At 61.1% G+C, this 13,609-nt stretch carries 8 protein-coding genes; 2 read left to right on the top strand and 6 right to left on the bottom strand.

Features of this window, described 5'->3' with window-relative positions:
- Nucleotides 1-66: 66 nt before the first annotated feature.
- A complete protein-coding gene (locus tag MTP40_RS06005) occupies nt 67-1,530 on the bottom strand; it encodes an AAA family ATPase (RefSeq protein ID WP_249259995.1) in 1,464 nt (487 codons plus the stop codon).
- Between the two features lie 275 nt (nt 1,531-1,805).
- On the opposite strand from MTP40_RS06005, the gene MTP40_RS14435 reads away from it, so the two are divergent.
- Together MTP40_RS14435 and MTP40_RS06000 are read left to right on the top strand one after the other, a co-directional pair.
- Complete coding sequence (locus tag MTP40_RS14435; RefSeq protein WP_255536694.1) at nt 1,806-1,928, top strand: hypothetical protein; 123 nt, start codon at nt 1,806-1,808, stop codon at nt 1,926-1,928.
- A gap of 268 nt (nt 1,929-2,196) precedes the next feature.
- Nucleotides 2,197-3,981, top strand: a complete 1,785-nt coding sequence (locus MTP40_RS06000) for a Na/Pi cotransporter family protein (RefSeq protein ID WP_249259994.1) — start codon at nt 2,197-2,199, stop codon at nt 3,979-3,981.
- Nucleotides 3,982-4,593: 612 nt separating this feature from the next.
- Here MTP40_RS06000 and MTP40_RS05995 read toward each other — a convergent pair.
- The 5 genes from MTP40_RS05995 to MTP40_RS05975 all read right to left on the bottom strand — a co-directional run bounded on the left by MTP40_RS05995 (nt 4,594) and on the right by MTP40_RS05975 (nt 13,604).
- Nucleotides 4,594-8,847 carry a PolC-type DNA polymerase III gene (locus tag MTP40_RS05995; protein WP_442900448.1) on the bottom strand — a complete coding sequence of 1,418 codons (4,254 nt, stop codon included), beginning with the start codon at nt 8,845-8,847 and terminating at the stop codon, nt 4,594-4,596.
- A 504-nt stretch (nt 8,848-9,351) separates the two neighbouring features.
- On the bottom strand, nt 9,352-10,398 hold the full coding sequence (ispG, locus tag MTP40_RS05990; RefSeq protein WP_005933865.1) for a flavodoxin-dependent (E)-4-hydroxy-3-methylbut-2-enyl-diphosphate synthase: 1,047 nt from the start codon (nt 10,396-10,398) through the stop codon (nt 9,352-9,354).
- 19 nt (nt 10,399-10,417) lie between these two features.
- Nucleotides 10,418-11,566 (bottom strand): M50 family metallopeptidase, encoded by a 1,149-nt coding sequence (locus tag MTP40_RS05985; protein ID WP_249259992.1) that lies wholly within the window; start codon nt 11,564-11,566, stop codon nt 10,418-10,420.
- Nucleotides 11,567-11,575: 9 nt separating this feature from the next.
- Nucleotides 11,576-12,727: a 1-deoxy-D-xylulose-5-phosphate reductoisomerase gene (dxr, locus tag MTP40_RS05980; RefSeq protein ID WP_099357205.1), complete on the bottom strand. Its 1,152-nt coding sequence runs from the start codon at nt 12,725-12,727 to the stop codon at nt 11,576-11,578.
- A 16-nt stretch (nt 12,728-12,743) separates the two neighbouring features.
- Nucleotides 12,744-13,604 carry a phosphatidate cytidylyltransferase gene (locus MTP40_RS05975; RefSeq protein WP_005933875.1) on the bottom strand — a complete coding sequence of 287 codons (861 nt, stop codon included), beginning with the start codon at nt 13,602-13,604 and terminating at the stop codon, nt 12,744-12,746.
- Nucleotides 13,605-13,609 lie beyond the last annotated feature (5 nt).

Below are 13,609 nucleotides of genomic sequence, written 5' to 3'. Positions count from 1 at the left end.
TCAAAACCGGCCAAATCGTCATAAGGCAGCATTCTTGATTGACGAAAAAGCCGGAAAGGCCGAAAATTAAGTCTTAACAGTTATTTGTTCGGAACGGCAGGTTTGGGTATTTTCCAGCCGTTCCTGCTTGAAGCAATGCCGCATTCCTCCATTTTCACGTCGGTTGCGCCAATACTTCACCGCATCCCTCTCCCACAGCATCGGCTCAAGCTCGGTGATGCGCTTGGCCAATGCCTGCGAGGTAGGTGCCAGCTCGGTATGGGCGTACCGCTGGCCCATCTCCATCAGGTTCTTGGAGTAGCCGCTCCATGTTCCATCCCCCTGCTGCAGAAGCACCCGCAGGGTCTTGACGATGGGCTCTGCCTCATACTCGGCCACCCGGCGCTGCGCGGCCAGCTGGGCCGCCGTGCCCTGCATGACCCAGCGGCAGCGGGCCTTATCGAAGCGGATGACCCGCTCGCACTGCTCGATGTCGCGGCCGGTGAGCAGAAAGCCTGCTTCATCGTCCATCCGGCTCTGCTTGTCCAGCACGATGGTGAAATCCGCCGCGCCCAGGATGCCGGTGGAACCGTTGATGTTGTCGAAGCTGTCCTCGGGGTTCTTGCTCTTGCGGGTGTGGTGCACCAGCAGCACGCAGATGCCCCGGCTGTCGGCAAAGGCCTTCAGCCTGCCCATGTAGTCGTAGTCGGCATCGTAGGCATTTTCAAAGGGCTTTGCCTTGGGCTTGATCTTGGATAAGGTATCGATGCAGACCAGATGGATGTCCGGGTTGGCATCCAGATACTCCCCCAGCGTTTCCAGCAGGCCCTCGCCCAGCCGCTGGGCCTGAAACATAACGTGCATGTTGGCCGGGGCGGGCCTGCCCTCCAGCAAACGGCGCAGGCGGGTCTGCATCCGGCTCTTGCCGTCCTCCAGGGCGAGGTAGAGCGTGCCGTGCTGCCGGGTGGGGAACCCCAGAAACGGCTCCCCCTGTGCCACGGCAAGGCAGAGGTCCAGCACCATCCAGCTCTTGCCCAGCTTGGGCTTTGCCACCAGCACCCCCATGCCCATGGGCAGCAGGCCCTCCACCACATGGCGGATGGGCGGCAGCACCATTTCAGACAGCTCCCGGGCCGACCACGCCTGCACCCCGGCAGGCTTTGCGGTCTCCGGCTCCGGGGCAGCCTGCTGCGGGGCGGCCTCCGGGTCGGTCAGGCTGTTGATGTAATCGGCGTAGTCCTCGCCGATGCGGGCCGCGAACGCCTCCTTTCCGATCTGCTCGTACTCGTCGGCCACACGGTCCTGCCAGCGCCGGAGCTTGAGCTCCAGCCCGTTCCAGAGCCGCAGCTCCCGGGCCCGCTCCTGCACCAGATGATACCGCTGGTTCTGGTCCGCAGGCAGGCCCCGGAAGGTAAACCAGAAGGTCAGCCGGGAAAAGAGCTTCTCCTCGGTGTCGGCCTTGTCCAGCCACCGCAGGAAATCGTTCTCGTCCGCCGGGCTGAACTGCTTTGCCTCCCGCCAGTTCCCCACTGCTTCCTTCATTTCGTCCATTGAAACACCTCTTTCTTTTGCATTACACAGCGTTGTTTTGTTACCCAAAGTGTAACACCTTTTGGTTGTGTCGTCAACGAGTATGTTCCGGCGATTTTTCGAGTGAAAAATGCGAAAAAAGAGGGAGAAAAGCAGTATAGTGCATCGTCGTTTTTGATATTTTGTCCAGGCACTCCTGAAAGTCCCCCTTATCGTACCCCACATCTGGTATACTCCTCTTGTCGAACAAAACAGGAGCGGCCCGGAGGCGGGCTGCAGGAACAGGAGGGAACACCATGAGTGAGTACGAGATCCGATCTGTAGGCGGCCATGTGGAGGTTTATACCCGGGGCGGGGTGTTCCTCTTCTCGGCAGACACGGTGCGGGAGGCCATGGAGGAGCTGGACGAGGCCGCATGACATATTCCCGGCACTTCCCGGAAGCATGTCAGGAGCGCGCGGGGAAAGTTCAAATGTAAAATACCTGTAAAATATAAGAAAAGAACAGTTGACAAAAGGACAAAACGGCGCGGAAATGCAGTAAAAATGCAAAAAACATGTAAAATAACGCTTGTTGTCCGGGGGAGTTCAATGCTATAATAAAAAGGACGGCGTTCGGGGCAGGAAGCCCCGGGCGGCCGTCCTTGGTTTGTTTTAAGAGCAAAAGGAAGTTTTTAGGAGTATCGAGATGGATATCACACACATCACCTCATTGTTGGGCGGTATTGCGCTGTTCCTCTATGGTATGTCGATCATGGGTGCCGGCCTGGAAAAGCTGGCGGGCGGCAAGATGCAGGGCGTGCTGCAGAAGCTGACCTCCTCCACCATCAAGGGTGTCATTTTCGGCACCCTCATCACCGGCGTGATCCAGTCCTCCGCAGGCACAGTCGTCATCTGTGTCGGCCTTGTCAACTCTGGCATTATGACCCTGACGCAGTCGGTGGGTGTCATCATGGGTGCAAACATTGGTACCACGGTCACCGGTCAGCTCATCCGCATGGCGGATATCTCGGGTGAAAGCCTTCTGCTGACCCTCATCCAGCCCAAGACGTTTGCGCCGGTGGTGGCATTTGTCGGCTGTATTTTTTATGTGTTCCTGCGCAACGCCAAAAAGAAGAACATCGGCCAGATCATGCTGGGCTTCGGCATCCTGTTCACGGGCATGAGCCTGATGGACACCGGCGTGTCCCCCCTGCGGGAGAGCGCCTCCTTTCAGGAGCTGTTCGTCAGCATGACCAACCCCGTGCTGGGTGTGCTGGTGGGCATGGTCGTCACCGTCATCATCCAGTCCTCCTCGGCCTCGGTGGGTATCCTGCAGGCCTTGTCCAGCACTGGCCTTGTCACCTTTGGCAGCGCCATCCCCATCATTCTGGGTGCCCACATCGGCACCGCCTTTACCCCGCTGCTGACCATCGGCGGCTCCTCCAAGGACGGCAAGCGCGCCGCCCTGATCCACCTGTATTTCAACATCATCGGCAGCTTTGTGCTGCTGGGCGCCATTTACGCCGTGCGGTACACCATCGGCATCCCGGTGTGGGGCGACGTGATGAACAAGAGCACCATTGCAAACATCCACACCCTTTCCAGTGTGGCGGCCATGCTGCTGTTCCTGCCTTTCAGCAGTGTGCTCTCCAAGCTGGCCATGCTCACCGTGCCCAACAGTGCCGAGGAAGCACAGGAGATGAGTATGCCCGTGCTGGATGAGCGTCTGTTCAAGAGCCCGGCCGTGGCCCTGCAGCAGGCCAAGAGCGCCGTGGTCAAGATGTCCCGCCGTGCCGCCCGCAACGTCAGCCTCTCCACTCCCCTGCTGCTCAAGATGGATGAGGACGTGGTGAGCGCCATCAATGTGCGGGAGAACCTCATCGACCGGATGGAGGTGGAGATCTCCAACTACCTCATCAAGATGACTGACCAGGAGCTGGGCGACGACGAGAGCCACGCCGTGACCGAGCTGCTGAACTTTGTCACCGAGTTCGAGCGCATCGGCGACTACGCCGTGAACATTCAGGAAAAGGCTGTGGAGCTCTACGAGAAAGAGGCCTCCTTCAGCGACATTGCCAAGAACGAACTGAAGCTGCTGGATTCCGCGCTGGAGCAGATCCTGACCCGCACCGACGATGCCTTTGAGAACGATGACATCGCGCTGGCCCGTCAGGTGGAGCCGCTGGAAGAGGTCATCGACATTCTGGTGGAGAAGCTCCGCGACGGCCACATCAAGCGCCTGAAGGATGGCATCTGCTCCATTGATACCGGCGTGGTGTTCCTGGATGTGCTGAACAATGTGGAGCGCATCTCCGACCACTGCTCCAACGTGGCGGCCCGTCTGGTGGGCACCAGCGAGGGCGATGACTACGATTCCCACACCCTCAAGAGCCTGATGCACCACAACCCCAGCAAGGAATACTCCCTCATGTACGAGGAGTGCTGCAAGGAGTACCTGACCCCGCTGGCCGCTATGGAAAAGGAAGCGTAAAGGGGCCAATGCCCTGCGAGGGAAGCGGGCTGAATGGGTAAAAACCCCACCGTCATCCCTACGGGATGCCACCGCCCCTAGTAGGGGCGGCCTTGGCAAAGAGGGCGAGCTTTACGCCATGCCAAGGGCCCCCCTACTAGCGGGGGCTGTCGCCGCAAGGCGACTGGGGGGTTCAGCCGTAAGCAGCTGCCGGAAGTCAAACCCCACCGTCATCCCTACGGGATGCCACCGCCCCTAGTAGGGGCGGCCTTGGCAAAGAGGGCGAGCTTTACGCCATGCCAAGGGCCCCCCTACTAGCGGGGGCTGTCGCCGCAGGCGACTGGGGGGTTCAGCCGTAAGCAGTTGCTGAAGTCAAACCCCACCGTCATCCCTGCGGGATGCCACCGCCCCTAATAGGGGCGGCCTTGGCAAAAAGGTAAAGCCTTACGCCATGCCAAGGGCCCCCCTACTAGTGGGGGCTGTCGCCGCAAGGCGACTGGGGGGTTCACCGCCAGCAGCAGCTGCACCACACAACTCAAAAATCCCCTGCCGGATATTGGCAGGGGATTTTTTTTTTTTGCACTTGATGAACGATTCGGAGCCTGAGCCTGCCTCCCCCCAAAAGTCAAGGGGTCAGAAGAAGCTCACCTGGCTGCTTTCGGGCAGGTCTGCCAGCACACCGGCGCTGCGCAGGCTTTCCAGCACGGCGCTGGTCACGCCGGTGGCCTGCTGGAGCTCCTCCACGGAGATATACTCCTGCCCGTCGATGGTGGCCCGCTCCAGCGAGGCAGCGGCAGTGCCGCCCACGCCTTTCAGGGCACAGAAGGGCAGGCGCACCTTGCCATCCTCCACGATATACTTGTTGCCGCGGCTCTTGCCCAGCTCAATGGGCAGGAACGCATACCCGCGGGAGAGCATCTCGTTGACCAGCTGCAGGCTGACCAGCACGTCCTCGTCCTTGGCGTTCTTCTCCTCTTTCAGGCGGCGCTTCACCGCCTCCATGTGGGCGCGGGCCACAGCCGCACCGCCCACAGCGGCCTCATAGTCGATATCATCGCCGCGCACGGTGAAGTAAACGGCATAGAACTCTGCCGGACGGTAGAGCTTGAACCACATCAGCCGGATGGCGCTCATCAGGTAGGCCACAGCGTGGGCCTTGGGGAACATATACTTGATCTTGCGGCAGGACTCGATGTACCAGTCCGGCACCTCGTGCTCCCGCATGGCTTCTTCCCAGCCGGGCTTGAAGCCGCCCTTGGCCACCTTGCCCTTACGGACAGCCTCCATGATATCAAAGGCCATCTTGGGCTCCAGCCCCTTGCGCAGCAGGTAGAGCATGATGCTGTCACGGCAGCCGATGACCTCCGCAATGGTGCAGGTGCCGCTGCGGATCAGCTCGTCGGCGTTGCCGGTCCAGACATCGGTGCCGTGGGACAGGCCCGAGATCTGGATCAGCTCCGAAAAGTTCCGTGGCCGGGCCTCCACCAGCATTCCGCGCACGAAGTTGGTGCCCATTTCCGGGATGCCGAAGGTGCCGGTCTGGCTGTCGATCTGCTCCGGGGTCACGCCCAGCTCCTCCGGGCTGGTGAGCAGGCTGTACACCCGGGGGTCGTTCATGGGGATGCTGTCCACGGGGATGCCGGTGTACTCCTCAAAATACTTGTAGAAGGTGGGCATATCGTGGCCCAGCTCGTCCAGCTTGAGCAGGGTGTCGTGGAGGTACTTGAACTCGAAATGCGTCGTGAGCAGGCCGCCCGCCACATCATCCGCCGGGTGCTGGATGGGGCAGAAATCGTAGATCTCGTAGGTATCGGGCACAACCACCATGCCGCCGGGGTGCTGGCCGGTGGTGCGCTTGACACCGGTGCAGCCCAGGGTCAGGCGGTTCTCCTCGGCGTGGTTGACGGTTTTGCCGCGGGCCTCCAGATACTTTTTGACGTAGCCGTAGGCGGTCTTGTCCTGAATGCCGGACACCGTGCCCGCCTTGAACACATTGGCCTTGCCGAAGAGCTCCTCGGTGTAGCGGTGGACGTTGGACTGATACTCGCCCGAGAAGTTCAGGTCGATATCAGGCTCCTTGTCGCCGTAGAAGCCCAGGAAGGTCTCAAAGGGGATGTCGTGGCCGTCCACCAGCATCCGGGTGCCGCAGTGGGGGCAGTCCTTATCGGGCAGGTCAAAGCCGTCGTCCACGCTGCCGTCGGTGATGAACTCGCTGTACTTGCATTTGGGGCAGCGGTAGTGGGGCGGCAGGCTGTTGACCTCCGAAATGCCGGAGAAGTGGGCCACGGCAGAGGAGCCCACCGAGCCACGGCTGCCCACCTGATAGCCGCCCGCGTTGGAGTAGGCCACCAGCTTGACGGCAATGACGTACAGAACAGCGTAGCCGTGGCCGCAGATGGAGTCCAGCTCCTTTTTCAGACGGTCCTCCACGATCTTGGGCAGGGGGTCGCCGTAATCCCGCCTGGCGTGTTCCCAGGTGGCATCGCGCAGCTGCTGCTCCGCACCCTCGATGCTGGGCGGGTAGGTGCCGCGCGGGATGGCCCGCACGTTGTTGTCGATGGTGGCCGCGATCTTGCGGGGGTTGGTCACCACGATCTCGTAGGCCTTTTCCTTGGGCAGGTAGCTGAACTGCTTCAGCATATCCTCAGTGGTGCGGTAGAACAGCGGGGGCTGGGTGTCCGCATCCTTGAAGCCGTTGCCCGCCTGCAGCACCGTGCGGTAGATGGCATCCTCCGGCTCGGTAAAGTGCACGTCGCCGGTGGCGATGACCGGTTTGTGCAGGTCCTCGCCCAGCCGGATGATGGTGCGGTTGAAGTCCTTGATGACTTCCTCGCTCTCCACCTTGCCGTCCCGCACCATATACTCGTTGTTGCCCAGGGGCTGGATCTCCAGCACGTCGTAGTAGGAGGCGATCTTCTTCAGTTCCTCGTAGGAGCGCCCCTCCACAACGGCACGGTAAAGCTCGCCCGCCTCGCAGGCGCTGGTCAGGATCAGGCCGTCGCGGTACTTGTTCAGCAGGCTGCGGGGCACACGGGGCTTTTTGAAGAAGTAGTTGACGTGGGCCTCGCTCACGATCTTGTACAGGTTCTTCAGGCCCATCTGGTTCTTGACCAGAATGATGAGGTGGAAGTACTTCTTTTTCAGCACCTCCCGGTTGCCGCCCAGACCGGTGTTGATGCCCTCCACGGTGGTGACCTCTTTCTCGGCAAGGTCACTGAGCATGACGCAGAAGATGCGGCCCAGCGCGGCGGAGTCCTCGCAGGCGCGGTGGGCCTCGTAGCTGGGCAGCTCCAGATGCTTGTTGATGGTCCCCTGCTTGTAGTTGTGCAGGCCCGGGTACATGGCCTGGGCCATGGTCAGGGTGTCGATATAGGTCGGCTCAAAGGAAATGCCGCTGCGCTTGGCGGCAGCTTTCAGGAAGCGGATATCGAACGCATGGGCATTGTGAGCCACCAGGATGCGGCCATCCGCGAACCGGAGAAAGGCTTCCAGCGCTTCCTTCTCCCCGGGGGCATCGGCCACCATCTCGTTGGTGATGCCGGTCAGCTCGGTGATCTTGGGGGTGATGGGCTTGCCCGGCTTGACAAAAGTGTCGAACTCCTCCACCACTTCCCCGTTCCGCACGATCACCGCGCCGATCTCGGTCAGGTACTCCACGCCGGGGTCCAGGCCGGTGGTCTCGGTGTCGAACACGCAGAACTCGCCGTCCAGCGGCTGGTCCTTCACGCCGTAGACGCAGGGCACCATATCATCCACAAAGTAGGCCTCGCAGCCGTAGATCAGCTTGAAATCCGGGTCGCTCTTGTGGATCTCATCGGCGGCCAGCATGGCCTCCGGGTAGCCCTGACAGACACCGTGGTCGGTGATGGCAATGGCAGGGTGGCCCATCCGGTGGGCCAGCTTGACGATGCCGCCCGGGTCGCAGAAGGCATCCATGCTGGACAGCTTGGTATGCAGGTGAAGCTCCACCCGCTTTTCCGGGGCGTTGTCCTCCCGCTTTTTCCGCTCCACGAACAGGACATCGTAGGGGTAGACGATGTAGTCGTGCTCGTACTTGTCGTAGGTGCAGTCGCCGCGCACCAGCAGGGTGGTGCCCTTGGGGATGTTCTCCCACTTGGAGCAGTCCTCCCCTTCCTGCGCGCGGATCTTCAGGTTGATGGAGCCGGTGTAATCGGTGATGGACACCGTGTAGATCTTGCGGTAGTTGCCCTTGACCTCGGTAAAGAACACGTCGCCCCAGATCACGCACTTGCCGCCCTCGCCGCCCAGGTCCTTGAGGGGGGTGAGGTTCTTGGGGGTGAACATCTTGCCGTGGAAAATGGTCACGGGCTTGTCGGTCAGGTCAAGGCCCTCCACCTTGATGGAGGGGGCGGTGTTCTTTTTCTCGAACTTGACCACCGGCGGGGCGATCTTGCGCTCCAGCTTTTCCTCCATCTGGCGCTGTTCGGCCTCGCCCACCGCGCTTGTCAGGGTGACTTTGGGCCTGACACCGGTGTGGGCGGCAACACGGTCCGCCAGCAGGCGCTCAAACTCCATCTCCTGCAAAAACTTGGTGCCGTGGCAGACCCCCACCGTGATGTTCTGGCCGGTGATGGTGATCCGGCACCGGTCCAGAAAGCCGTTGATGGGGATGCCGTCCCGCTTCATCTCCTCCATCAGCTCCCGCAGGGCGGCTTCGTCCAGCGTGGCATAGCCGAAGAGGTTGTCGATCTTCAGTTCAAAGCCCTCATAATCCGGCTGCAGGGAGGCCAGCAGCCGGGCGCACAGCCCCTTGTCCAGCGGGGCGGCACTGCGCAGGGTAAAAACGACCTGCCGCTCCTGCCGCAGCATCCGGGCATGCTCCACGATCACGCGCCCGAAACTGGCCGCGAAATCCGGGTCCGCCATGAACTGCGGCCATAGCTGAGATACAAGTGGTGTCACGATGGGTTACTCCTTTTGATGTTATTTCTGAACCTCTCAGGCGCTTCGCCTGCGCCCTCTCCGTCATCCCTGCGGGATGCCACCTCTCCCAAAGGGAGAGGCAATTGCAGCATGACCTTTTGGGGGTGCTGGCGGGGTTAAACCTCTCAGCCGTCGCTGACGCTCGGCAGCTCCCCTAATAGGGGAGCCCTTGGCAGGCCGTCACGTTTTCGTGGTCTGGCGCTTCGCTCCTGTTTGCCCTGCTGGCGCAAAGCCTTATCCTTGCGGCAGGAGTGCGTTTTAGAGCCGATAGGCGATCATTGCGAAAAATGAGCCCTATGCCAAGGCCTCCCCTACTAGGGGAGGTGGCATCGAGCGTTAGCGAAGATGACGGAGAGGTTTAGCCGTCAGCACCCTCTCCCCTTGCAGATGCGTTGGCTCCCCCTTTGGGGGAGCTGGCGAGCGCAGCGAGACTGAGAGGGTTGTCTCTCAGATCTTATAGATCTCCTCCATGAACTGGTCGAGGATATTATCCCCGGTCAGCTTCTTGATGGGCTGGCCGTGGATGAAGAGGACAGCCTCGCCCTTGCCGCCTGCAATGCCGATATCGGCTTCGCGGGCCTCGCCGGGGCCATTGACCACGCAGCCCATCACGGCCACCTTGATGGATTTCTTATAGCCCTGCAGGCGCTTTTCCACCTCATTGGCGATCTCGGTGCAGGGGTACTGGGTGCGGCCGCAGGTGGGGCAGGTGATGACCTCGGGGCCAGCCACGGGGAAGCCCACGGCGCGCAGGATGTTGTAGCCTGCTTCCACTTCCTTCTCGGGCTCGGCGGCCAGCGAGACGCGGATGGTATCGCCGATGCCCTCCAGCAGCATCCCGCCGATGCCCATGCCGCTCTTGAGCAGGCCCATCTGGTAAGTACCGGCCTCGGTCACGCCCACATGCAGGGGGTAATCGGTCACAGCGCTCAGCTGGCGGTAGGCCTCCATCATGCGGGGCACGTTGGAGTTCTTGATGGAGATGACGATGTTGTTGAAATCGAACTTCTCCAGCAGGCGGACATGGTACAGGGCGCTTTCCACCATGGCCTCGGGCACGGGCGCGCCGTACTTTGCCAGGATGTGCTTTTCCAGGCTGCCGCCGTTCACGCCGATGCGGATGGGGATGTTCTTCTGCTGGCAGGCCTGCACCACGGCCTTGACCCGGTCGTCGTCGCCGATGTTGCCGGGGTTGATGCGGATCTTGTCCACACCAACGTCGGCGCAGGCCAGCGCTGCCTTGTAGTCAAAGTGGATATCCGCCACGATGGGGATGTTCACCGCGTTCTTCACGGCCTCGATGCACTTGGCATCCGCCGCGCTGGGGCAGGTCACACGCAGGATCTGGCAGCCCGCCGCCTCACAGCGCTTTGCCTGGGCAACGTTGCCCTCAATGTCCTCCACGGGGACATTCAGCATGGTCTGCACCGCAATGGGGTTGTTGCCGCCAATGGTCACATTGCCGATCTTTACTTCTCGTTTCAGCTGCCGCATGGTCGTTTTCCTTTCCGTATCACATTGCCCCGGTAATGAGCCGGAGGATATCGTTGTAAGTTGCAAAAATCATCAGCCCGAACAGCAGCGCAAAGGCTGCCACGGTCAGGCCGCTCTGGATCTTTTCGGGCACGGCATGGCCGGTCACGCCCTCAATGAGCAGGAACACCACCTTGCCGCCGTCCAGCGCCGGGAAGGGCAGCAGGTTGAAGATGCCCAGATTCACGGTGATGAGCGCCAGCAGCTCCAGCAGGTCCTGCCAGCCGTAGCTGGCGGCCTGCCCGATGGCCGTTACGATGCCCACCGGGCCGGAGAGGTCGTTGATGCTCTCCCGCCCCCGCAGCAGGTCGGAGAGGGAGGCAAAGATGATGCGCCCGTAGTAGAGCACGCTGTTGCCCGCCTCTTTCAGCACGTTCAGCGGTGTTTTTTTGATGCCGTAGACCGTAAAGCCCAGGCTCATGTGGGTCTCGCCCTTGTCATCCTGCCAGGTGTCGAACTGCACACCGGGCAGCTCCACCTTTTTGCCGTCCCGCAGAACGGTGAAATCGGCGGTGTAGTCCTCCGTGCGCATCAGCTCATAGAGGATATCGTTTGCCACAAAGCAGCGGCGGCCGTTCACCGCAAGGATCTTATCCCCTGCCTGCAGGCCGGTCTGGCCGCAGAGGGCGTTTTCCTCCACCTGATAGAGCACCTTGCTGGTGATGGGCTCGCTCTGGGCCGTGATGAGGATGGCCATGACCACAAAGCCCAGCACAAAGTTCATCCCGGCACCCGCCAGCATAATGAGGGCCCGCTGCCAGACAGGGGCCTCATTCAGAGGAATACCAGCAGGCTTTTCCTCCTCGGGGGAAGTCTCCGCTATGCCAAGGGCTCCCCTATCAGGGGAGCTGCCGCCATCGGCGGCTGAGGGGTTTGACCGTTCCTCCGCCTGCTTGCTCTCAGGGCTTTCCTCCCCTTCCAGCGCCACAAAGCCGCCCACGGGCAGGGCGCGGATGCTGTACTGGGTGCCCTTGCGCACCCGCTTGCACAGCACCGGCCCCATGCCGATGGAGAACTCGTTGACCTGCACGCCGCAGAGCTTTGCCACCATGAAGTGGCCGAACTCGTGGATGGCGATCACGGCGCTGAACACGAACACCGCAGCAATAAAGGTGACAATAAAAGACATCAGTTCTCCTTACAGGTGCGCTCTCACAAAGGCGCGGGCCATCTTGTCGCACTCATACACATCGGCCAGGGTGTAATCGCCGCCAAAGCTGTCGCTGTCCACAACAGCCTCCACCAGACGGCCGATATCGAGGAAGCCGATCTTATCCTCGAGGAAGAGCTTGACTGCCTCCTCGTTGGCACCGTTGGCGGCGCAGGGGCCCAGACCGCCCTTCTTGATGGCCTTTTTGCAGGCAGCCAGGCAGCGGAAGGTCTCCTCGTCGGCCACATCGAAGGTCAGCAGCTTCAGGGTGGTAAAGTCCAGCTCGGGCACCACACCGGGCACACGGGCCGGGTAGGTCAGGGCGTACTGGATGGGGATGCGCATATCGGGCACGCCCAGCTGGGCGATGATGGAGTTATCGCTGTACTGCACGGCAGAGTGGACAATGCTCTGGCGCTGCACCACGATCTGGATCTTCTCGGGGGGCAGGCCGAACAGCCAGACTGCCTCGATCAGCTCCAGGCCCTTGTTCATCAGGGTGGCAGAGTCGATGGTGATCTTGGCACCCATGTTCCAGTTGGGGTGCTTGAGGGCATCGGCCTTGGTCTTGCCCCGCAGTTCCTCGGTCTTCATGCCGAAGAAGGGGCCGCCGGAGGCCGTGAGCAGGATCTTGGTCAGGCTCTTGGCGCTCTCCTTGTCCTGCAGGCACTGGAAGATGGCGGAGTGCTCGCTGTCCACAGGCAGCAGCTTCACACCGTGCTTTGCCACGGCCTGGGTCACCAGGTGACCGCCCGTAACAAGGCTCTCCTTGTTGGCAAGGGCCAGATCATGGCCGCTCTCAATGGCGGTCAGGCTGGCACCCAGACCGGCGATGCCCACCACACTGTTCAGCACCACATCGGGGCCGTCCATGGCGGCCAGCTCCTTCAGGCCCTCGGGGCCGGTCAGCAGCCGGGGGGCGTTGGCACGGCCCGCCAGCGCCGCGTCCAGCCGGGCGGCGGCATCGGGGTCGGTCATGCAGACATACCGGGGGTGGAACTCCTCGATCTGCTCCAGGATCTTCTCCACATGGCTGTGGGCGGAAAGGCCGAACACCTCATACCCCTGGGCACGGATGACATCCAGGCTCTGGGTGCCGATGGAACCGGTAGAACCCAGCAGCGTGATTTTTTTAGACATAAGCTACCTCCTGCATTCAGTGATAGAAAACAGCGATGACCACCATGGTGACGAACGGCGCAATGAACATGACGCTGTCGAAGCGGTCCAGAATGCCGCCGTGGCCCGGGAAGATGGTGCCATAATCCTTGATGCCGCACTGGCGCTTGACCACGCTGGCGAACAGATCGCCGTAGATGCCCAGCACAGCGGCCACGCAGGCCAGCAGGGCAATGATCACGTACATCGAAACGCCGATGTTGGTGCGGGTGAACGCCTCCATCCGGTTGGCCGCAATGGAGTAGATCACGGTGGCGATCACGCCGAACACCATGGTGCCCAGCACGCCGCCAATGGCTCCCTCCACGGTCTTTTTGGGGCTGACCACGGGGCAGAGTTTGTGCTTGCCAAAGGCTCTGCCTGCAAAGTAGGCGCAGGTATCGCCGCCCCAGGCAAAGCAGAGGATGAGCAGAATAAAGAACATCGCGTCATAGCCGTAGGTCTCCACCGGCAGCAGCTCCTTCAAACGGATAAAGGAGTAAAAGCAGAAGATCACGATGCCGGAAAACATCACCAGACCGCTGGCTTTTGCAAAATCCACCTGTGCGTTGCGCACCACCAGATAGATGCCGAAGAACAGCACCATCAAAAAGGAGGCCGGCATGACCAGCCGCCGCCACACCTGATAGCTGGACAGCATGATCAGCAGGGTGTAGGGCACAAACACGGCGTACATGGGCCATTCCTTTCTGCCAAAGCCCAGGGCCTTGAAGACCTCGTGGATGGCGATCAGGGTAATGGCGGCAATGACAAAATTGAACACCAGCGTGTCAAAGGTGAACAGCACCCCGATCAGGACGAGGATGCCCACAATTGCGGTTATGATACGAGTTTTCATTCAAA

The organism is Faecalibacterium sp. IP-3-29, from assembly GCF_023347335.1.
Taxonomy (GTDB): Bacteria; Bacillota; Clostridia; order Oscillospirales; family Ruminococcaceae; genus Faecalibacterium; species Faecalibacterium duncaniae.
Note: the sequence above shows the minus strand (reverse complement) of the source record. Positions and strands in the feature narration are given on the sequence as shown.